Source organism: Psychrobacter proteolyticus (assembly GCF_039762275.1).
Lineage (GTDB): Bacteria > Pseudomonadota > Gammaproteobacteria > Pseudomonadales > Moraxellaceae > Psychrobacter > Psychrobacter proteolyticus_C.
Map to the genome: position 1 here is coordinate 72,380 of NZ_JBDLOB010000010.1, position 21,795 is coordinate 94,174.

Genomic DNA, 21,795 nt, shown 5'->3' on the forward strand with positions numbered 1-21,795 from the left:
AAATCGTAAACATTTTAAAAATCCAAATTCACGACACAGTAGCCATAATAGATATAGCGTTTGTGTCATAACGCATAGGAAACATTATGAGTGAGCAAAACCAAGCTGATAACCAACTAGACCAAACAGCTGGCTATGAATCAGCGCTAGATACCGAGCAAGTCGAAGCGAAAAGTAACATCACTATCACTGAGTCAGCTCAAGGCTACTTAGCAGATTTGTTGTCTAAGCAAGATACCGATGGTATCGGTGTGCGTATCTTCGTTGAGCATCCCGGTACGCCGCGTGCAGAGTGCTGCATGGCTTATAACCAGCCGGGCGAAGAAGACAGCGCTGACTTGCGTTTTACGTATGAAAACTTCTCTGCCTTTATTGAGGCGGCGTCAGTACCTTATCTGGAAGACGCGGTCATCGATTATAATAAAGACCGTTTCGGTGGTCAGCTGACTTTCCGCGCGCCAAACTCTAAAGTACCTAAAGTAGGCGCTGATGCCAGTGTTGAAGAGCGCATCAACTATGTATTGCAGTCAGAGATTAATCCTGGCTTAGCAGCACATGGCGGTGACGTACAGTTGCTTGAGCTGATTGATGAAGAAGGTATTGGTCTAACCGCTGTATTGAAATTTGGTGGTGGTTGCCAAGGGTGTTCAGCGGTTGATATGACTTTACGTCAAGGCGTTGAAGTGCAGCTAAAGCAGCAAATTCCAGAATTGACCCAAGTGGTTGACGAGACTGACCATACTCGTACAGAGAATGCTTACTATAAATAAAATAAAAAATAGTTAAAAGCAATTGGCTGCTACAAAGGTGGCCATATCTCTAGCATAGATATGCCTGTTTGGTTTGCTACTTATGAATATTTGTCATGAAGAGATGAGTATTTTGCTATTCTTTTAATAAAGAGGCTGAGTTATGATGAACTCAGCTTTTTTTATTGCTATGATTTAGCAGACAGCTTTTTAAGATGACTTTTGAGCGATACGTCGTCAAAAAATCATCTTTTATCAAAATAAAGGAATGTACTATGAGTGATGGATCAGCAGACCAGCAGACAGCCCAGCAATCAGAAACTCCTCAAACAGAAACCCCTCAACGTCTTGAGACCTTAGCGATTCATGCCGGCTATAGTGTAGAGCCAACGACTAAAGCAGTCGCCGTGCCTATTTATCATACCAGTTCATATGCGTTTGATAATACTCAGCATGGTGCAGATCTGTTTGATTTAAAAGTCGCAGGCAATATCTATACTCGTATCATGAATCCAACCAACGCAGTACTAGAAGAGCGTGTGGCTGCGTTAGAAGGCGGTATCGGTGCGCTTGCCGTAGCTTCTGGTATGGCTGCCATCACTTATGCGATTCAGACCATTTGCGAAGCAGGCGACAATATCGTCGCTGTATCAACGCTATATGGCGGTACTTATAATTTATTTGCCCATGCTTTGCCGCGTCAAGGTATCGAAGTGCGCTTCTTTGATCATAAAGACCCAGAAGCCATTCGTGACTTAATTGATGATAAGACTAAAATGGTGTTTGCCGAAAGTATCGGTAACCCACTAGGTAATATCGTTGACATTCAAGCGCTCAGTGATGTCGCTCACGAATACGGCGTACCTGTCGTGATTGATAATACGGTGGCGACGCCTGCGATATGCCGTCCATTTGAGTTCGGTGCAGATATTGTGATTCACTCATTGACCAAATATATGAGCGGAACGGGGACATCAATTGGTGGTGCGATTGTTGATAGTGGCAAGTTTGCTTGGGGCGATTATCCTGAGCGTTTCCCACTGTTGAATACGCCAGATCATAGCTATCATGGGGTAAGTTTCGTCAAAGACGTAGGCGCGCCAGCTTTTATTGCCCGTGCTCGCGTTGCGCCATTACGTAACACTGGGGCAGCACTTAGCCCGCTCAATGCTTTTGGTATCTTGCAAGGTATGGAGACGCTAAGTCTACGTATGGAGCGTCACGTGCAAAACGCACAAGCCGTTGCAGAATACCTGCGTGACCATGATAAAGTTGCTTGGGTTAAATACGCAGGTCTGTCTGACCATCCTGAGCACGAGCTTGCCAAAAAATACATGAAGGGCACGCCTTCTGCTATTTTGACCTTTGGTGTTAAAGGCGGGTTAGAGGCAGGTGCGCGCTTTATCGATGCGCTACAACTGATTACTCGTCTGGTAAATATCGGTGATGCGAAATCATTGGCCTGTCATCCAGCGACGACGACCCATCGTCAGTTAAATGAGCAAGAGCTAGAAAATGCAGGCGTTAGTACGGATATGGTACGACTATCGATTGGTATCGAACATATCGAAGATATCAAAGCCGATCTCGCGCAAGCATTAGCTTCTGCTTAATATAAAGAGCGCTTATTAAGTTGAGCAAACTGTTTGAGCAAGTCCAATATAAAAAAAGTCCATATCGATTTGATATGGGCTTTTTTTTTTGCGTCCAACAGATGTGTTTAACCATTAAGCAGACAGTACACGCTGCGCGATATCTCGATAATCCTGCGAGGCAAGACGCGGTCCAAACTGCTGAATAACTTGTGCTGATATTTCGCTGGCAAGACGACCGCATTCTGGCAGACTATACTGCTGCGATAATGCGTATAAGAAAGCACCAGCGTAGTTATCACCTGCACCATTGGTATCGATGACATTGGCCACTGCTGGTGTTGCAACGTCATGGACTTCAATTTCTGCTTCGTCATTAGGCTGGTGCGCGATGACTGCACCGTTGGCACCATCAGTGACGACGGCAATTTGGCAATATTCAAGCAGGGCACGCGCCGCTGCTTTGACTTGTTTTTTATCGGTGAATAGCTTGGCTTCTTCGCTATTACAGAATATCACTGCGACTTTGTTGCCGAGCATATTAAGCAAGCCGTCTTTAGCAAATTTTACTACTGCAGGATCAGCAAAGCTCACCGCGATTTTTGCATTATGAATACCGGCTTGTTGACGTAATTGAGTCATCGCTGGTTGGATGCTCTCAGACATCGCTAGATAGCCTTCTATATATAGCCAATCTGCTTGCGTCAACGCGTCAAAATCAACATTGTCAGCGACAATCTCACTTGAAGTGCCAAGATAGGTCTGCATGGTGCGTTCGCCATCTTCGGTGACGGCAACCACACATGAGCCGGTCACACCGCCTGCATGGATAGATTTGTCTGAGGTCGCGACACCTGCTTCATGCAAGTCTCTGAGATAAAACGCCCCTTGATCATCATCACCAACGCGGCAAGCATAAAAAGGCTTACCGCCTAAGCTGGCAAAGGTAAACATAGTATTGGCTGCTGATCCACCGCCTGCTTGTTTTGATGGCTCAATCTCAGCCAGTTTAAAGTAAGCCAGTAGTTGCTGCTGCTCTTCAATATCAGCCAGCGTCATATTACCTTTGGTCAGCTCGGTCTCTTCTAGTGCCGCATCTGATAGCACATACTCGTGATCAACCAACGCATTACCTATTGCCATTACATCGTACATTGCTTATCTCTCCTCAATTCATTTATAAACGGTTGTCTTTCTTATTATTAAAAACTAGTCAGCTTGCAACTCTAGTAGACGCTGATAAAGCGCATTTTTCTTCACACCAGTGATATCAGAGGCTAGTGCGGCCGCTTTTTTGACCGATAAATCCTCTAGCAAACGCTGTAGCAATTTATCATGCGTACTGATGTCGTCAGTATCTTTTGCCACACCGACGCCAGCGACGACCACGACTATTTCACCACGTTGCTGATTGTCATCTGCTTTGACAAACTCAACCAACTCGCCAAGGGTGCTCTTGTGTACCGTCTCAAACGTCTTGGTCAATTCACGGCAAAAAGTCACCGCGCGGTCTGCACCAAATATCGTTGCCATGTCTTCTAGACTAGCTACGATGCGATGCGGCGCTTCATAAAAGATTAGAGTTTCGGTACGTGCGATTAGGTCGCTCAGCTGTTTTTGACGACCATGCGTTTTGGCGGGCAAGAACCCAATAAAGCTAAATCGATCAGATGGTAACCCTGCTACTGACAATGCGCCAATGGCAGCAGAAGCCCCAACGATAGGTGATACGGTCACGCCTGCTTCATGCGCGGCTTGTACCAATTGATAACCTGGATCACTGACCAGAGGTGTACCCGCATCACTAATCAAGGCAACCGAATGACCTTGCTCAATCATTTCAATAATTTTGGGCGTTTGAATGGCGCTATTATGCTCGTGATAGGCCCATAGCTTATTGTGACCTTTTTGCTTTGTGGTCGTGTCATCATTTTCGACACTGCTTTTGGCAGGACGAGTCTCTGAGTCTTTTGTCTCGTCACTTTTGCTGCCTTTGGTATCGATGCCAAAATGTGACAGTAGTTTACCTGAGGTGCGGGTGTCTTCACAGGCAATAATGGCTACCTGCTTTAAGACATCAATTGCGTGCGATGTCATGTCGGACATATTGCCAATCGGCGTGGCAACGATATAGAGACAAGCTGGCATCGCAGTAGGGGTAGACATGAAAACCTCGGGTCGTTAAAAAGACGTTAGAAAATATAGTGCGCTAGTATGTACAGTCGTTATCTATGGTTTTTCAGTCAAATAATGAGTGAAGAAATCGATAGATTGTGAGAGTAGAACGCGCAGAAGTGGCTAGTTTAGCATGTTGTGCTATGATAATTCTCAAATGTTAATCAGACCAATTCGCCTTATGCCGAACCATAAGCCTTTAATCTTAACCTCACCAAAACAACGCCAAGGTAGTCGGTTTGAGCAGCAAGCGTGTGAGTATTTACAAACGCAAGGGTTAAGGTTGGTCGCGCAAAATTGGCAACAGCCAAAAGTAGGTGAACTGGATCTAGTTATGATTGAGACAGGTTCAGCATGGTCAACACTGGTATTTATTGAAGTTCGCCAGCGCAAGTCCTCGAATTATGGCGATGCAGCACTCAGTGTGACAGCCAGCAAACAGCGTAAAGTTATTAAGACAGCACAGTCCTTTTTGCAGCAGTATCCTGAGTATGCTCATTATGACTGCCGGTTTGATGTCATTGCTTACAACACGATGAGTAAGTCAAATTCAAGAAATGAGCAGTTAGACAATCAACCAGAATGGATTCAAAATGCTTTTATAGCCAGTGCATGGTAATAGAGTAAATAAGATAGATGCTGCCAAGTGCAGCATCTAACCACATCTGACAAGTAAGGTTCGTTACTAAAAAGCTAACCGCTGATGGCCAAAATTAAGTAAAGTAGCGGTTATAGTCAACTTCCTATAAATCAGATACAGTATTAGCTTATCGCTATGTTTAGCTCATCACTACTAGAACGTGTTTTCTTCAAAATAAAAACACGGCCTAAATTAAGATTTGTTCAATTTATAAAATTGTCACAACCATGTTCTAAGAGGTAAATAATGACACGGATGCATTTGCGCACTGCTATTTTTGGTTCATCACGCCGTATTACGACTGGCATTATGATTGCTGCCTGCGTTGTCAGTACAGGTTGTGCCACCAACTATCTGACCAACAGTACAGAAGGAACTTACGGTGTGCCAATGACTGAGCGCACGATTCCGCAGCGTCTGCTCGATCGTAGTATCGAACATACTGCCAAAATCAATGTATACGGGCTAAAAGAAGACCTGCAGCAAACCAGCCGTATGGGTATCGATAGCTTCAATAGCGAAGTACTGCTCACAGGTGAAGTGCCAACTGAAACGCTCAAAGCAGAAGTAGAAAAAGTCGTTAGTTCTATGCCAGATGTACGCCGTGTCTATAATGAGATGGAAGTGAGTGCGTCAAAAGGGTATAGCTCAACGGTTCATGATGGCTATATCACTTCAAAGCTACTGGCGAAAATAGCCGCTAGCGATGGCGTAAGTGCGTCACAAATTAAAGCCGTTACTAATAATGGTGTGGTCTATATTATGGGTCGTATGACACCCACTCAGCAGAGTCATCTGATTGATATCGCCAATGGCACTGTTGGGGTCACTGAGTTGGTATTGCTGACAACTGTCGTCGACGATAGAGGGGTCAAAATAAATAATGATGACATCATGTACGAGAGTAATTTGGCCAATTCTGCAGTAGTGCCAGCTGCCCAAGATACTACTATTAGCACAGCAACGCCTATTGTTATAACAGAGGAAGACGCTAATACTACGCAGCCGTCATCAAGCCCTTATATTGACCTTTATCAGAACCAGTAGGTACTCTAGTTCGCCAAGCGATAAATGACGTTAATCACAATAAGCCTAAATAGTAATAACAGTAAAGGCACGAGAAATCTTCAGCCAGTGAGTACTATATCAATAGTAAAACGTAGCAGAGTCAGCGCATTAGCCAACGATACTAATATCAAACACATCATTGGCTAATGGATGAACCATTATCGCTGTTAACCTGTTACTACTGATTGATAAATAAATATAATAGGATACTGGTCATGAAGGATTCACAGGCAAATATACAACCAAATGAAGAAACAAGCGTCGTTGGTAATGTAGGCATACACAATAAACCTGCTCATAAGAAAACGCGAACGTTGAGATTTGGCGGTGCGGCAATATTGGCATTGGGCAGTATCGCGTTAGCCACGCAAAACGCACAGGCACTATCGCCGTTGGCTATCGTCAATGGGATTACTTCTAGTGGCGGCGTTGGGGTGAGTAAGGATATCTTATATGGCGATCAGCCTTCACAAGACCTAGATATCTATTATCCAAAACCGCTAGCACAAGCAATGAAATCTCAGAGTAATATCAACACCAGCTATCCTATGGTGGTATTTGTCCATGGTGGTTCATGGGAGAGCGGCAATAAAGAACAATATGCATTTGTCGGTCAGAGCTTAGCCAAAGCAGGGTATGTCACCGCAGTGATTAATTACCGTAAAGCGCCTGAGCACGTCTATCCTGATTATGTCAAAGATGCAGCTCAGGCAATTGCTTGGAGTATTGAAAATGCGAACAGTCTCCATGCAGATCCGTCACGCCTAGCGGTAATGGGGCATTCTGCTGGCGCGTTTAATGCCGTTGCAGCCGTTGCTAACGAAGACTTTTTGGCGCCTTATGGTATTAAGCCAACAGATATTGCAGCCGTTATTGGGATTGCAGGTCCTTATAGCTATGATTTCCGTAAGTTCAGTAGTGCAACAGCGTTTGGTCTCAATGCCACACCTGATCAGGTGATGCCAGATCGTCAGATTAAAGGTGCACAGCCGCCGTATTTACTATTAACCGCTGAAAAAGACAAAATTGTACATGTGACGAATACAATCAAAATGACAGAAGCGTTTAAAAAAGCAGGCGTAACCGTTGAAACGGGCGAAATCGAAGGGGCCAGTCACGCAACCAGTATTGGTGCGATGGCACCGCCGCTACGCTGGGTCAATGATGTGCGTGCGCAAGTGTTGACGTACTTGGATAAAACGCTCAAATAGCTTATCACTATGTATATCGACGACTTTTGACCGTTTAATTGATAGCACTGTCTTAATGCTTAAACACACTTGAGTAAGACAGTACTGTAAGATATGCAAACTCTTGTTATAATGTCATCACTTTAAATCTATACCCTATTCTAAACTTTAAGGCAGACTATTCTATGAGCATGAACGCTGACGATTTGATCGCATTTTTACAGACTCACTTCCCAGACGCTTTTATTCAAGCTGCCAACCAAGGTAATAAGTTTGACGTACGCGTGGTCGATGCCAGCTTTGAAGGCAAACGCGCGGTTCAACGTCAGCAAGCAGTATATGCGTTAGTTAATGATAAGATTGCGAGTGGCGATATTCACGCACTTAATATCCAAGCGCTGACGCCTGCTGAGTGGGACGTTCAATCAAAAGGCTAATCAAATAGCTGTCTATATGACTAGATATTACCGAATCGGCCATATGCATGGTTGAGAGTTGTAGTTCTGGTTTTCATAATTTTTTATACTCATCGCTAGGTTGTCACCTTTATGGATCAATTTTTAATCACTGGTAGTAGTCGTATCGCAGGGGAAGTCACCATCTCAGGCGCCAAAAATGCCGCTTTGCCGTTACTCGCAGCTATGATATTGGCTGAGACTCCAACGACACTGCATAACGTGCCGTCACTACAAGACGTGCGAACGTTGATTGAATTGATCGGTGGCATGGGTATCAAAATCCAGAAGCAAGATGATACGGTCACTTGCGATACCAAGAGTATCGATAACTTTTATGCCCCGTATGATTTGGTAAAAACCATGCGCGCGTCAATCTTGGTGCTAGGGCCGTTACTTGCACGTTTTGGCGAAGCCGAAGTCTCATTGCCAGGTGGCTGCGCGATTGGTTCACGCCCTGTTGATCAGCATCTAAAAGCTTTTGAAGCGATGGGTGCCGAAATCAGTGTAGAGAATGGCTATGTAAAAGCTCAAGCACCAAAAGGTGGCAAGCTATTAGGCTGTAATTTCTCATTTGATATGATTACCGTTGGCGGTACTGAAAACGTCATCATGGCAGCAGCATTGGCCAAAGGTACAACTGTCTTAGGCAACTGTGCGTTAGAGCCAGAAGTGGTAGATTTGGCCAATATGTTGGTTGCAATGGGTGCCAAAATAAGCGGTATCGGTACATCAACGATGACTATCGAAGGGGTAGAGCGTCTACACGGCTGTGAGTACTCAGTCGTCCCTGACCGTATCGAAACAGGCTCATACCTTGCTGGCGCCTTAATGACGCGTGGCGACGTATTGACCAAAAAAACATCCGCTCTATTATTGACGCCAGTGCTAGAGAAGTTCGAAGACATGGGTGCAACTATCACGAGCGGTGATGACTGGATTCGCGCGCAAATGAAAGGCCGTCCGAAGGCGGTTGATATCCGTACTCAGCCACATCCTGGTTTCCCAACGGATATGCAAGCTCAGCTAATGGCGATTGCTTGCTTAGCGGATGGTACAAGTACTTTCATCGAAAACATCTTCGAAAACCGCTATATGCATGTACCAGAGCTCAATCGTTTGGGCGCGTCTATTCAGGTTGATGGTCATACTGCGGTAGTAAGAGGTGTCGAAAACTTTACCGCAGCACCAGTGATGGCGACGGATTTACGTGCGTCTATGTCGTTGGTGATGGCAGCGGCGACTGCTGAAGGCGAGAGCCTGATTGACCGTATTTACCACATCGATCGTGGTTATGAGCATGTTGAAGACAAGCTGCGTAGCTTAGGCGTGAACATCGAGCGTATTAATACCAACGCTTAGTATTGATTGACTCAATATCGACTGTTACCCATATTACGTTATAAATTAAAAACTCCCTTTTCAATAGGGGACTGCACATGGACACGATGTCATTATGACTGAGACAAGCACACCTCTACCAGCCAGCGGTTTATTAAACGAAGTAAACAATGAGTTTTCAGGTCTAACCTTGGCTTTATCAAAAGGCCGTATTCTAGAAGAAACCATGCCACTGCTACGTGCAGCTGGCGTTGACCTCTTAGAAGATCCTGAAGCGTCGCGTAAACTTATTTTTCCAACCTCAAACCCAAATGTGCGTGTATTGATTTTGCGTGCCAGCGATGTGCCGACCTATGTCGAACATGGCGCTGCTGACTTTGGGGTGGCGGGTAAAGATGTGCTGCTTGAGCATGGTGCCAATCATGTTTATGAATTGCTCGATTTGCAGATTGCTCAGTGCAAACTGATGACTGCGGGTGTGAAAGATGCACCGCTGCCAAATCGTCGCCTGCGTATCGCGACCAAATATGTCAATGTCGCTCGTGCTTATTTTGCAAGCCAAGGCCAACAAGTTGATGTCATCAAACTTTATGGTTCGATGGAGCTTGCGCCATTGGTCGGCTTAGGTGATCTGATTGTCGATGTGGTCGATACAGGAAATACACTGCGCGCCAATGGGCTTGAAGCACGCGATCATATTTGTGATGTTTCATCACGTCTGATTGTCAATCAAGTGAGCTATAAGCGCAAATTTGCATTACTAGAACCAATCTTAGATAGCTTTAAAAATAGTATCGCCAATGGCTAATTATCCAGTGCAAGTCATTGGTAATATAAAGCATGGTTATACAAATTTTTAAACCAGTTTAGCAGGCTATGAGTGACGTAGCGTGCTAAACTGGTTTTGTTGTCTTAGCTTGCGAAAACATAAAATCACCGTAAAATTTAGACAAGAAGACATCGAATAAGTCAAAATATTTTGAAAGATAAATCTACTTTACTCAGTTTCAAACCGTTCATTTTTAGCACTACTTTATGCTCAGATATAGGATTAGGTCATGCGCCAGTTAAGTACCCAAAATGCCGATTTTGATAGTCAATTGACACAGTTGCTTGCCTTTGAAACAGTCAATGATGCTGAATTATTACATACCGTCGATGATATCATCGCCCAAGTACGTGCTGATGGTGATAACGTCGTGTTGGCATTGACCCAACAGTTTGACCAACATCCAGCAACGTCGATGCAAGAGTTAGAGTTGTCTAAAGAAGCGCTTGCTGAAGCGTTTGCCAATCTTGATGAAAAAGTAAAGACAGCGCTGACCACAGCCGCAACTCGGGTACAGACATTCCATGAGCGCCAAGTACAAGAAACATGGCAGTATGAAGACGAGCTAGGCAACCGATTGGGTCAAAAAGTTACACCACTTGATCGCGTTGGGATTTATGTACCGGGCGGTCTGGCCTCTTATCCTTCTTCAGTATTGATGAATGCTATTCCTGCTAAGGTGGCTGGCGTCACTGAAGTTATCATGGTCGTACCAGCGCCTAAAGGCGTGCTCAATCCGTTAGTATTGGCAGCGGCTCATCTGGCTCAAGTCGATCGTGTCTTTACCATTGGTGGCGCTCAAGCAGTAGCAGCCTTAGCTTACGGTACTGAGACGATTCCAGCCGTGGACAAAATCACAGGACCAGGCAACAAATATGTCGCAGCAGCCAAACGCGCGGTATTTGGTCAGGTTGGCATCGACATGATTGCTGGACCTTCAGAAGTATTGGTATATGCAGAAGGCGAAGCACAAGATCGAGCGGACTGGCTAGCGATGGATCTATTGTCTCAAGCTGAGCATGATCGTATTGCACAAGCTATCTTTGTGACGACTAGCGAAGAGCAGCTCAACGAAGTAGCACTCGAGATAGAAAAAGCACTGGCTGAACTGCCAAAAGCAGATATCGCGCGTGACTCCTTGCAGAACCGCGGTGCACTGATATTGGTAAAAGATCGTAGCGAAGGTATGGCACTTATCAATCGTATCGCTCCTGAACATTTAGAGTTATCTGTTGATAATCCTGACGCACTGTTAAACGATATTCGTCATGCCGGCGCTATCTTTATGGGTCGTCATACGCCTGAAGCTATTGGGGATTACTGTGCAGGGCCGAACCATGTACTGCCAACATCAGGCACTGCGCGCTTTTCTTCGCCGTTAGGTGTTTACGATTTTCAAAAGAAATCATCCATCATTTATTGTAGTGAAGCCGGCAGTAAACCTTTGGCTGAGACAGCTGATATTTTAGCGCAGCGTGAGGACTTAGAAGCCCATGCGCGTTCAGCTCGTTATCGTTATCAGTAATTGATTTTGAATTTTTAGCTTTTACTTTTGATATTTATTTTTAATAGTCTTTTTGGCTAATAGTAGGATAATTTATGAGTGAGTCAAAGATAGACACCAGACTGTGGTCGTCTAAAGCGCGCAACTTGTCACCTTATATTCCAGGTGAGCAGCCGCAACACGACAATCTATGCAAACTAAATACCAATGAAAACCCATTTCCACCCTCGCCAAAAGTAGGGCAGGCTATTGCCAAGGTTTTGGAGCAGCAAGCTGATGAACTACGTTTGTATCCTGCACCTGAATCTAATGACCTACGTGCTGCATTGGCACAGTCATACAACCTTGATGTCAATCAAGTATTTGTCGGTAATGGTTCGGATGAAGTCTTGGCTTTAGTCTTTGCGAGCTTCTTTTTAAAAGAGCGTCCGCTGCTATCACCTGATATTGGTTATAGCTTCTATCCTGTATATGCACAGACGTTCGGTGTAGAGCTTATACAGATTCCTCTAGAGGAAGACTTTAGCATTGACCCTGATGCTTATCGTCAGCCTTGTAGCGGTATTATCATCGCCAACCCTAATGCACCAACGGGCTTACTGCTGTCGCTTGCTGATATCCGTAAACTTGCGAGTGAGCATTCTAATGCGGTCATTGTGATTGACGAAGCGTATATCGATTTTGCTCAGATAGATGAAAGCAATGCAGATGCTCCAGTCTCGGCGGTGAGCCTAATCAATGAGTGTGATAACGTTATCGTGACCCAAACCTTTTCAAAATCACGCTCGCTTGCTGGATTGCGCGTTGGTATGGCCTTTGGCAATGCATCGTTGATTGAAGCACTAACACGGATGAAAAATAGCTTTAACAGCTATCCATTGGATAAGTTGGCTCAAGCTGGGGCGACTGCGAGTGTGTTAGATACTGAGTATTTTGAGCAAACCCGTCAGCAAGTCATTGATTTACGTATGTCGCTGACAGCAGAGTTGACGACATTGGGCTATAAGGTCCTACCGTCACATGCCAACTTCGTATTCGCTCGTCCAAAAGATGGCGATGCAAGTGCTGTCGCGAGTGCGTTACGCGAGCAAGGCATTATCGTTCGCCATTTTGATAAGCCGCGTATTGCAGAGTACTTGCGTATTACTATCGGTACGGCAGAGCAGAACAACCGTTTAATTGATGCTCTAAAAGCCTTGCAAGTCGATGCTAGCGTTGCTGCTGAATAAAATTATATTGATAGCTTAATGTAGAATGTGAATAGGTTAGTCCCTTTACTCATCACGTAAAGCACTATCGATAAGTCTTAAAAATAAAGCCTGCTAACGTAACGTTGGCAGGCTTTTTTAATTTCAAATTAGTAATGATATTTCACTTTGTCAGGCTACATATTTTGAGCTAGCACTGATAATAAATTACCTACTTTATCTAAGCATTCTTGGTATTCAGCATTACAATCTGACGCGACGGTAATGCCGCCACCTGCCCACAGGTTAACGTGTCTTTCTTTATTAAGGCTATCATTTGACGAAGTATTGGCTTGCAAAGTGCGAATGAGCACATTCCATTGACCACTACCATCAAAGTTCATATAACCCATAGTGCCACAGTAGGCACCGCGTGGCGTAGATTCCAGTTCAGCGATGATCTCGACAGCGCGTTTTTTTGGTGTGCCAGTGATAGAGCCAGCAGGCAAACTACCAAACAATACAGCCAATGGATGAGCATCAACTTTTAGCTCAGCGGTAATAGTACTGACCATATGATGCACGTTGCTAAAGCTTTCAATCGCAAATAATTGCGGTACTTTCACACTACCAATTTTGGCGTATTTGCCCAAATCATTACGCAGTAAATCTACAATCATGACATTTTCGGCACGGTCTTTTTCGCTATTGACCAGTTGCTGCTTATACACTTCATCTTGCTCGTTAGTACCACCTCGCGGCATGGTTCCCTTGATAGGTTTGGTGCGAATAGAGTGTTTGCCAGTGTCGATTTCTCTAGTGAATGTAAAAAACAACTCAGGTGAGCAGCTTAATAGCTCAAAATGATTGCTGTCTGCGTTAAAGCTGTCGCTTCTACTTAGGTAGTCACCATCATTGCTATCGACGCTCACATATCCTGCAAAAGGTGCTTTTGTATTGCGATACAGTGCGGGCAAATAGTCAATAAGCGAAAAGGTTGATTGAACATCGTTATTTTTACACGCTAAACTGCCAGACCATTTCTGTGTCAGGTTTATCTGATAGCAGTCGCCTTGCTGTAGATAGTCTTGTGTGCGATTAAATGCTTGTTGATAATCAAGCTTACTCCATCGCGAACTTAAAACTAGGGGAGTGATGTTTGATGCATCTTTAAACTGTGGTTGATTGAGATATTTATCAGACAGTTTTCGATCCAGTTCGTCTAGGTAAGAGGTAAGAGTGGTTACAAGGTTATCGTTTGTCTTATGACCGATATTCTCAGAAACGTCAGTATCAGTCAGATGAGTCTTTAACGCCCAACCTATGTCAGCATGTGTTGTAGGCGTTAGATAAATATCATAATGTCCCAACGAAGCACACGGCTGCATTGCCAATTCAATCCTATCGGCAGGACTTAGTTCGAGAGCTGCAATATCATAACCAATAAAACCGATTAGCCCATGATGATAACTGGGTTTCGAGCTTTCTTCGTTATTGATATATGAGGTGTCGTGATTAACTTCTTGAGCATTGCTATAAGCGATTAGCTCTTCTTGCCACTCTAGATAGCTTATATAAGCTGTCGTACTAGCATAATTATTATCAACGCTATTTACATTAGTATCGCGACTCAAGTCAGTATTGCGACAACTCTTAATCATCTTATAAATATTGGGTGAACTATTAAGAGCTTGCTTATCATTGGGATAAACAGACCAGCTGACTTTTGGGAGGAAACCGATTACTGGTCGACCATCATTATTAAGCCAAATAAGTTGCCAGTTTGCTTTAATATCTTGGTCGAGCAAGTGACGCTGTAGCTGCGGCATCAGCTCTGCAGCAGACAAATCACCAAAACGCCAGCTAGGTTTGCTAGCTGGCGATGGCGCAGAATCTGTCTGCTCAGTTGTATTGTGATTCGATACAAGCATGGGCTAAGCGTCAAACTTTTTGATAATCAGCGTAGCGTTAGTACCACCAAAGCCAAAGCTATTACTCATCAAGGTCTCAAGATTTGCTTCACGCATTTCTGTGACGATATCGAAACCTTCAGCAGCAGGATCTAAGTTATCAACATTGATACTTGGAGCGATAAAGCCGTCCTGTAGCATTAGTAGACAATAAATCAGCTCTTGTGCACCAACAGCGCCCAAGCTATGACCTGTCATTGATTTGGTTGAGCTGATAGCAGGTACTTTACTGACGTCATTATCAAATACTTTAGCAATCGCTTTAAGCTCAGTGATATCGCCTAACGGTGTACTAGTACCATGGCTGTTGATGTAATCGACACTTTCTAGACCCGCTTCGGCCAAGGCTTGTTGCATACAGCGAACTGCACCTTCACCGCTTGGCGCAACCATTTCTGCACCATCAGAGCTGGCACCATAGCCAACGATTTCAGCCAAAATATTGGCACCGCGTGCTTGAGCATGCTCCAGACTCTCTACAACCACCATCGCGCCACCAGCAGCAATCACAAAACCATCACGGTCTTTGTCATAGGCTCTTGAGGCAAGTTTTGGTGTGTCGTTATACTGAGTACTAACTGCGCCCATGGCGTCAAACATACAAGACTGCGTCCAATGCTCAGCTTCACTACCACCAGCCAATATCACATCGGCTTTACCTAATTGAATAAGCTCAGCAGCATGACCGATACAGTGTGTTGAAGTCGCACAGGCAGAGGCGAGCGAGTAGGAGACGCCTTGGATTTTGAGACCGGTTGCTAAAGCGGCTGATACCGAGCTGCCCATTGTCTTTGGTACTGCCATTGCGCCGACACCACGTAGACCTTTTTCGCGCATAGCATCGATAGCATTGACGATATTTTCTGTTGATGCGCCGCCCGAGCTTGCCACTACACCAACTCGTGGGTTGTTATTGATAGTATCAAGCAATAGTCCTGAGTGCTCAATCGCATTTAGTGCACTAACATAAGCATAGAGACTGGCGTCACTAAAGAACCGTTTCAGCTTACGATCGATACCACTGGTATCAAGTTCTGATTGATTGATACTACCGCTCACGTGTGATTTAAACTCGTGCTCAGCATAAGAATCATTAAATGTAATGCCAGACTGACCTTCTTTGAGGGCAGTGGTGACAGTATCTAAATCATGTCCAATACAAGAGACAATCCCTGCTCCAGTAATAACGACGCGGCGCATATGCTATTCCTTATAAGTAACGACTTGCTAGCAGTTGGTTGCAATAATCGTGGTAAATCTATATATGATGTTTAACTATGAGTTAATTCGAGCATTATAATGAAAAAATAGTCTATGTAGATAACGATAGCATGAATTTAGGTAACGAAATTCTGTTAACGGTCTATCAGAGGCAATATAAATTCAGTGTACAATTATGCTCTCAGTTATGGCACATGATAACGTATCAAGCACTAGAAATCTTTGGACAAGTGTAAAATAACGACAAAATAACACTTATGACTGAGTTTTGAGTAAAGAGATGAGAAGTAAGACTAGCTACTGACTATGGACGGAATTATACTTTAGATACAAAATTTGTGATTCTAATAACATTGTTCGCACTGACACCAGTTACGATAACTGGCTAAAATAATAGATTCATTATTATCAATAATTAACTATCATATTAAAATACAACTATATTAAAAACCAACTCATCATATTAAGGACATCACGATGGCAAAGCGTAGTACTCTTTCTAAAAGCATCAATACCATTGGCTCTTTTACTCGAAACAATCTAGAGCGTGTAGGGGCTATGATTGATAGCGTAAATGCCAAAACGGGCAAACCGCGTCAATATAAAGCCGTCGACCTAGGCGATGAAGACTACCAACAAGATTTGTTTCGTGAGCAAACGTTGAAGGCGACGCAGCAACTTTTAGGACCACGTTTTGCTACTTATGGTAAATATGCCAAGAAAGTCGTGCCGAATAGCTTTTTTCAATCGACAGTTGATGGCGCATTTGCTCAAGTGGCTAACCTCGCTGCGAACTGGAGTCAACTAGACTTACCTAATGAGCATCGCTTTGCCAATATTGCTACTTTAGATGACGAAGAGCGTTATGCGCTAGCTACTGATATTGCTAACCAAAACCGTGCACTTGCAATGATGGGTGGTTTGACAGGTTTAGCAGGTCTACCAGGCTTGCTTGCTGATACACTATGGCTATTACTGGTTTCATTGCGTACGGTTTATCAGATTGCTGCTGTATATAATAAGCCGCTGACAGGTAAGCAAGGCGTCAAGATGGCGTATGAACTACTATCAAACGCTGATTTGAGCAAAATGCAAGAAAAACAAGCGCTACTAGCTGGTCTAGGTATCGGTAAAGGCTTGCTTGATAATGCTCAGAGCAATGGACTACATAGTGAACTTAAAAATCTCGGTCTAAAAAATAAAAATGTAAATTTCTATGCTGAGCAAATAGACAAAGTAGCCAGTCAAGTAGGTATTGATTTAGATCAGATCAATTTATCATGGGTTCGTCGTTTTATTCCTGTCACCGCAGTAGCGATCGGCATGCATTATAATAGCCAGTTGATTGACGAAGTTATTGGTGTTGCTCAGGCGACCTTTGCACCAGAAGCAAAATTGGCCAATCGTGCTATTACTGATGACAGCAGTAGTGAGGCTAAAGTAGATAAGGCTGATACTGATGAGGTGAAAAAAGACACAGAGCGCCAAGAAAAGAGCAGTGATTCAGAAGAAGTTACTGATAAAGAAGAAGCTAATAAAGAAGAAACTAGCAGTAAAAAAGAATCAGACAAGCAAACATCTGATAAAAAAGCCAAGTAATAGACATATGATTTGCCAGTTAGGTTATAGCTTTATAAGCGCAATGGTATTTATCTTAGTTTGATTGAGCAACACGACTTGAAAATTAGGATAAATACCACCACTTAGTTACCATCAAGTACCATTTCAATGTTAAACATCTTTTCTTAATGATGCTTGAGCTCGCTTTGTTTACTTTATTTATTACGCTATTTTTCGGCGAAAAATCTATAAAGTGATACAATGAGAGGCTGAATGCATATCTATCAAATGTTGTAAAGCGAAACCATTCATAAGTGGTTGAAATAGCAGCAACAACTCTTTATAATACACTGTCCTAAAAATGGGTGCCCCGAAATCTGCAATTATTGTCAGATAGATGGTGCATTGGCCCATTTTTTTGTTTTATACCAAACGGGAGAAGGATGCCTTATGGCAACAACTAACCAATTGATTCGTAAAGGTCGCAAAACCATCAAGGAAAAGTCAAAAGTTCCTGCGTTGGAAGCGTGCCCACAGCGTCGCGGTGTATGTACTCGTGTATATACTACCACGCCAAAAAAACCTAACTCTGCCATGCGTAAAGTATGTCGTGTACGTTTGACTTCAGGCTATGAAGTATCAAGCTACATTGGCGGCGAAGGTCATAACCTACAAGAGCACAGTGTTGTTCTAATCCGTGGTGGTCGTGTAAAAGATCTACCAGGTGTACGTTATCACACTGTTCGCGGTGCATTAGATTGCGCAGGCGTTAAAGACCGTAAGCAAGGTCGCTCTAAGTACGGTGCTAAGAAGCCTAAAGTTTAATAACTAAACGTTATTAGATAAGCTTTTTGCACTACCCAATAACTGTGCATGGGTTTGGTGTCAGTAGTAATATCGCTTTTATATAAATATATCTGTGATTTGCTTTTAAAACATACCACCATGCAGTAAGGCTAACTGATAACTCACTGCTATATCCTAATGACAAGTAGTCGATGTTGTGAATGTTAGACACTCCTGAAGATAAGGAAATTTATTATGCCAAGACGTCGCGTCGTTGCTGCCCGTGAGATCCTACCGGATCCTAAGTTTGGTAGCCAAACTGTTGCAAAATTCATCAACCATGTAATGAGTGATGGTAAAAAATCTACTGCTGAGCGTATCGTTTACGGTGCACTTGAGACAGTAAGTGAGAAGCGTAAAGTTGAAGATCCAGTATCTTTCTTCGAAGAAGTGCTAGAAAATGTACGCCCAATGGTAGAAGTAAAAGCTCGCCGCGTCGGTGGTGCAACCTATCAAGTACCAATGGAAGTACGCCCCTCCCGTCGTACTGCATTGGCTATGCGTTGGTTAGCTGAAGCTGCTGCTAAGCGTTCTGAAAAATCAATGGCTTTGCGTTTAGCTGGCGAATTGAATGATGCTGCTGATGGCAAAGGCGCTGCTATGAAAAAGCGTGACGAAGTTCACCGCATGGCAGATGCTAACAAAGCGTTCTCTCATTACCGTTTCTAAGCTACTTTTTAATAGTAGCTTGAGATTAGAGGCTCATGCCATTTAATCTTACATTGTTGTTTATTCTATTGATTGCCGCCATCATCATTCGGTCATATATAAATGTTATTTATTGATGACTGAGGTGGCGGACATCTATCCAGATGTCTCTCTGAACAAATACAGTTTTTGCTGGAGAGCATCCCAAATTTGATGCCGCACTATTCTTAGTATTTGCTCTTTTTTTGTCCGTATTAGGCTCAATAATCAGTAAGTAATATTACGAAGCTGAACGCTTTGTCATAGAGTATGAGGTAGAGACACAATACATTATTATATACACGACTTTTCCTAGGAAAACACTATGGCTCGTAAAACTCCCCTAAAACGCTATCGCAATATTGGTATCTCAGCGCACATCGATGCTGGTAAGACAACCACTACAGAGCGTGTTTTATTCTATACCGGTGTTAGCCACAAAATTGGCGAAGTACATGATGGCGCAGCCACTATGGACTGGATGGAGCAAGAACAAGAGCGTGGTATTACTATTACCTCAGCGGCAACAACTTGTTTTTGGTCAGGTATGGCTAAACAGTTTGACGAACACCGTATCAACATCATCGATACCCCAGGTCACGTTGACTTCACGATCGAAGTTGAACGTTCTATGCGTGTACTTGATGGCGCTTGCATGGTTTACTGTGCAGTAGGCGGCGTTCAGCCACAGTCTGAGACCGTATGGCGTCAGGCGAACAAATATAAAGTACCACGTCTTGCATTTGTAAACAAAATGGATCGTGTTGGTGCTGATTTCTATCGTGTTATCGAACAGATCAAAACTCGCTTAGGCGGCAACCCTGTACCATTGGTTATCCCAATCGGTAAAGAAGATGACTTCGAAGGCGTTGTTGATCTAGTGACCATGAAAGCTATCTATTGGGACGAAGCGTCTCAAGGTATGCAGTATGATGAGCGCGAAATCCCAACTGAACTACAAGAAAAAGCAGCAGAATACCGCGAGCACCTTGTAGAAAGCGCTGCTGAAGCAAACGAAGAGTTGATGAACGAATACCTAGAAAATGGTGAATTGACTGTAGAACAAATTCACGGTGCTATTCGTCAGTTAACTATCGATAACGAAATCATCCCGCTTCTTTGTGGTACTGCCTTTAAGAACAAAGGTGTACAGAAGATGCTAGATGCCGTTATTCAGTATCTACCTGCACCAATCGACGTACCTGCTATTAAAGGTATTCTTGATGACAAAGACGAAAGCGAAGGCAGCCGTGAAGCATCAGATGAAGCACCTTTCTCAGCACTAGCGTTCAAAATCATGAATGACAAATTCGTTGGTAACTTAACCTTCGTACGTGTTTATTCTGGTGTAATGAAGCAGGGTAGCAGTGTTTATAACCCAGTTAAGATGAAGCGTGAGCGTGTTGGCCGTATCGTACAGATGATGGCAAACTCTCAAGAAGAGCTTGCAGAGATTCGTACTGGTGATATCGCAGCTCTAGTCGGCATGAAAGATGTGACTACTGGTGATACGCTATGTGATGAAGACAACGTGATCACTCTTGAGCGTATGGAATTCCCAGATCCAGTTATCTCTCTAGCTGTTGAGCCAAAGACCAAAGCTGACCAAGAAAAAATGTCAATCGCTCTTGGCCGTTTGGCAAAAGAAGATCCATCGTTCCGTGTACACACTGACGAAGAATCTGGTCAGACAATCATCAGTGGTATGGGTGAGCTACATCTAGAGATTCTTGTTGACCGTATGAAGCGTGAATTCAACGTTGAAGCAAACATCGGTGCACCTCAGGTTGCTTATCGTGAGACGATTCGTAACACTGTTGAACAAGAAGGCAAATTCGTACGTCAAACAGGTGGTCGTGGTAAGTTTGGTCACGTTTGGTTACGTCTTGAGCCACTTGATCCAGCTGGCGACACTGAATATGAATTCGCTGAAGAAGTTGTTGGTGGTACTGTACCAAAAGAATTCCACGGTGCTGTTGATAAAGGTATCCAAGAGCGCATGAAAAACGGCGTACTTGCAGGCTACCCAGTAGTTGGCGTAAAAGCGACCTTGTATGATGGTTCTTATCATGACGTTGACTCTGATGAATTGTCATTTAAGATGGCTGGTTCTATGGCCTTCAGAAAAGGTTTCTTAGCAGCTGATCCAGCGCTACTTGAGCCAGTAATGAAAGTAGAAGTTGAAACACCTGAAGACTACATGGGCGACATCATGGGCGATCTTAACCGTCGTCGTGGTTTGGTACAGGGTATGGAAGATCTACCTGGCGGTACTAAACAGATTCGTGCTGAAGTACCATTAGCGGAAATGTTTGGTTATGCCACTCAAATGCGCTCAATGTCACAAGGCCGTGCAACTTACTCAATGGAATTCCAAAAGTACGCTGAAATTCCAAAATCAGTTGCTGCTGAAATCATCTCTAAGTTCAACTCTAAAGATGATGACGAGTAAATAAAACTTACTGAAAGTGACAATATAGAGTATGTCTGTGTATTGTCATTAAAGAATACGCCAATAACTTGTTAAAAGACTTGTTATTGGCCGCGATTTTCTTATAATATCTGCACATTAGTATGTGCAACCTTTTAACAATTATCTTAATGTGGTCAAAATCGTCTTAATAATCATATTTATATGAGTTAAGTCTTGAACCCCAAAAAAAGAGGAAATACCCATGGCAAAGGCCAAGTTTGAACGTAACAAGCCACACGTCAACGTCGGTACAATCGGACACGTTGACCATGGTAAAACAACCCTTACCGCTGCAATCGCAACCGTAG

Annotated in this window: 19 protein-coding genes; 15 read left to right on the forward strand and 4 right to left on the reverse strand. The window is 43.6% G+C overall.

Annotated elements, in window-relative coordinates; all coding sequences use genetic code 11:
- Positions 1 to 86: 86 nt before the first annotated feature.
- On the forward strand, positions 87 to 770 hold the full coding sequence (gene nfuA / locus ABFV72_RS12915; protein WP_057761762.1) for a Fe-S biogenesis protein NfuA: 684 nt from the start codon (positions 87 to 89) through the stop codon (positions 768 to 770).
- Positions 771 to 1,024: 254 nt separating this feature from the next.
- A complete protein-coding gene (locus ABFV72_RS12920; protein ID WP_347164076.1) occupies positions 1,025 to 2,362 on the forward strand; it encodes an O-acetylhomoserine aminocarboxypropyltransferase/cysteine synthase family protein in 1,338 nt (445 codons plus the stop codon).
- Positions 2,363 to 2,476: 114 nt separating this feature from the next.
- Here ABFV72_RS12920 and ABFV72_RS12925 read toward each other — a convergent pair whose 3' ends face one another.
- Both ABFV72_RS12925 and rsmI read right to left on the reverse strand, forming a co-directional pair.
- The gene (locus ABFV72_RS12925) at positions 2,477 to 3,496 is read right to left on the reverse strand and encodes an adenosine kinase (protein WP_347164077.1); all 1,020 of its coding nucleotides are present in this window, start codon (positions 3,494 to 3,496) and stop codon (positions 2,477 to 2,479) included.
- Between the two features lie 54 nt (positions 3,497 to 3,550).
- Positions 3,551 to 4,507 carry a 16S rRNA (cytidine(1402)-2'-O)-methyltransferase gene (gene rsmI / locus ABFV72_RS12930; RefSeq protein WP_347164079.1) on the reverse strand — a complete coding sequence of 319 codons (957 nt, stop codon included), beginning with the start codon at positions 4,505 to 4,507 and terminating at the stop codon, positions 3,551 to 3,553.
- Positions 4,508 to 4,649: 142 nt separating this feature from the next.
- Between rsmI and ABFV72_RS12935 the strand changes: the two genes are divergently transcribed.
- From ABFV72_RS12935 to hisC, 8 genes are all read left to right on the forward strand, one after another.
- Complete coding sequence (locus ABFV72_RS12935; RefSeq protein WP_347164080.1) at positions 4,650 to 5,135, forward strand: YraN family protein; 486 nt, start codon at positions 4,650 to 4,652, stop codon at positions 5,133 to 5,135.
- A gap of 267 nt (positions 5,136 to 5,402) precedes the next feature.
- Positions 5,403 to 6,203 (forward strand): BON domain-containing protein, encoded by an 801-nt coding sequence (locus ABFV72_RS12940; protein WP_347164082.1) that lies wholly within the window; start codon positions 5,403 to 5,405, stop codon positions 6,201 to 6,203.
- A 236-nt stretch (positions 6,204 to 6,439) separates the two neighbouring features.
- Positions 6,440 to 7,435 carry an alpha/beta hydrolase gene (locus ABFV72_RS12945; protein ID WP_347164083.1) on the forward strand — a complete coding sequence of 332 codons (996 nt, stop codon included), beginning with the start codon at positions 6,440 to 6,442 and terminating at the stop codon, positions 7,433 to 7,435.
- A 164-nt stretch (positions 7,436 to 7,599) separates the two neighbouring features.
- Positions 7,600 to 7,851 (forward strand): BolA family protein, encoded by a 252-nt coding sequence (locus ABFV72_RS12950; protein ID WP_102091608.1) that lies wholly within the window; start codon positions 7,600 to 7,602, stop codon positions 7,849 to 7,851.
- A gap of 111 nt (positions 7,852 to 7,962) precedes the next feature.
- Positions 7,963 to 9,231, forward strand: a complete 1,269-nt coding sequence (murA, locus tag ABFV72_RS12955; protein WP_114701832.1) for a UDP-N-acetylglucosamine 1-carboxyvinyltransferase — start codon at positions 7,963 to 7,965, stop codon at positions 9,229 to 9,231.
- 94 nt (positions 9,232 to 9,325) lie between these two features.
- Entirely contained in the window at positions 9,326 to 10,018 is a 693-nt protein-coding gene (gene hisG, locus ABFV72_RS12960) for an ATP phosphoribosyltransferase (RefSeq protein WP_347164086.1), read from the forward strand.
- A gap of 250 nt (positions 10,019 to 10,268) precedes the next feature.
- Positions 10,269 to 11,564, forward strand: a complete 1,296-nt coding sequence (gene hisD, locus ABFV72_RS12965) for a histidinol dehydrogenase (protein ID WP_347164088.1) — start codon at positions 10,269 to 10,271, stop codon at positions 11,562 to 11,564.
- Between the two features lie 74 nt (positions 11,565 to 11,638).
- Positions 11,639 to 12,772 carry a histidinol-phosphate transaminase gene (gene hisC / locus ABFV72_RS12970; RefSeq protein WP_347164089.1) on the forward strand — a complete coding sequence of 378 codons (1,134 nt, stop codon included), beginning with the start codon at positions 11,639 to 11,641 and terminating at the stop codon, positions 12,770 to 12,772.
- 155 nt (positions 12,773 to 12,927) lie between these two features.
- Here the strand turns inward: hisC and ABFV72_RS12975 are convergent, their stop codons facing one another.
- Together ABFV72_RS12975 and ABFV72_RS12980 are read right to left on the reverse strand one after the other, a co-directional pair.
- Positions 12,928 to 14,661: an anthranilate synthase component I family protein gene (locus tag ABFV72_RS12975; protein ID WP_347164091.1), complete on the reverse strand. Its 1,734-nt coding sequence runs from the start codon at positions 14,659 to 14,661 to the stop codon at positions 12,928 to 12,930.
- Positions 14,662 to 14,664: 3 nt separating this feature from the next.
- A complete protein-coding gene (locus ABFV72_RS12980; RefSeq protein ID WP_347164093.1) occupies positions 14,665 to 15,900 on the reverse strand; it encodes a beta-ketoacyl-ACP synthase II in 1,236 nt (411 codons plus the stop codon).
- 498 nt (positions 15,901 to 16,398) lie between these two features.
- Between ABFV72_RS12980 and ABFV72_RS12985 the strand changes: the two genes are divergently transcribed.
- From ABFV72_RS12985 to ABFV72_RS13005, 5 genes are all read left to right on the forward strand, one after another.
- The gene (locus ABFV72_RS12985) at positions 16,399 to 17,520 is read left to right on the forward strand and encodes an EcsC family protein (protein ID WP_347164095.1); all 1,122 of its coding nucleotides are present in this window, start codon (positions 16,399 to 16,401) and stop codon (positions 17,518 to 17,520) included.
- 411 nt (positions 17,521 to 17,931) lie between these two features.
- A complete protein-coding gene (gene rpsL / locus ABFV72_RS12990; RefSeq protein ID WP_011281154.1) occupies positions 17,932 to 18,306 on the forward strand; it encodes a 30S ribosomal protein S12 in 375 nt (124 codons plus the stop codon).
- A 216-nt stretch (positions 18,307 to 18,522) separates the two neighbouring features.
- Positions 18,523 to 18,996 carry a 30S ribosomal protein S7 gene (gene rpsG, locus ABFV72_RS12995; RefSeq protein WP_057761735.1) on the forward strand — a complete coding sequence of 158 codons (474 nt, stop codon included), beginning with the start codon at positions 18,523 to 18,525 and terminating at the stop codon, positions 18,994 to 18,996.
- A 343-nt stretch (positions 18,997 to 19,339) separates the two neighbouring features.
- Positions 19,340 to 21,466 carry an elongation factor G gene (gene fusA / locus ABFV72_RS13000; protein WP_057761733.1) on the forward strand — a complete coding sequence of 709 codons (2,127 nt, stop codon included), beginning with the start codon at positions 19,340 to 19,342 and terminating at the stop codon, positions 21,464 to 21,466.
- 223 nt (positions 21,467 to 21,689) lie between these two features.
- The coding region (locus ABFV72_RS13005) for a GTP-binding protein (RefSeq protein WP_087553676.1) at positions 21,690 to 21,795 on the forward strand (106 nt) is incomplete at its 3' end.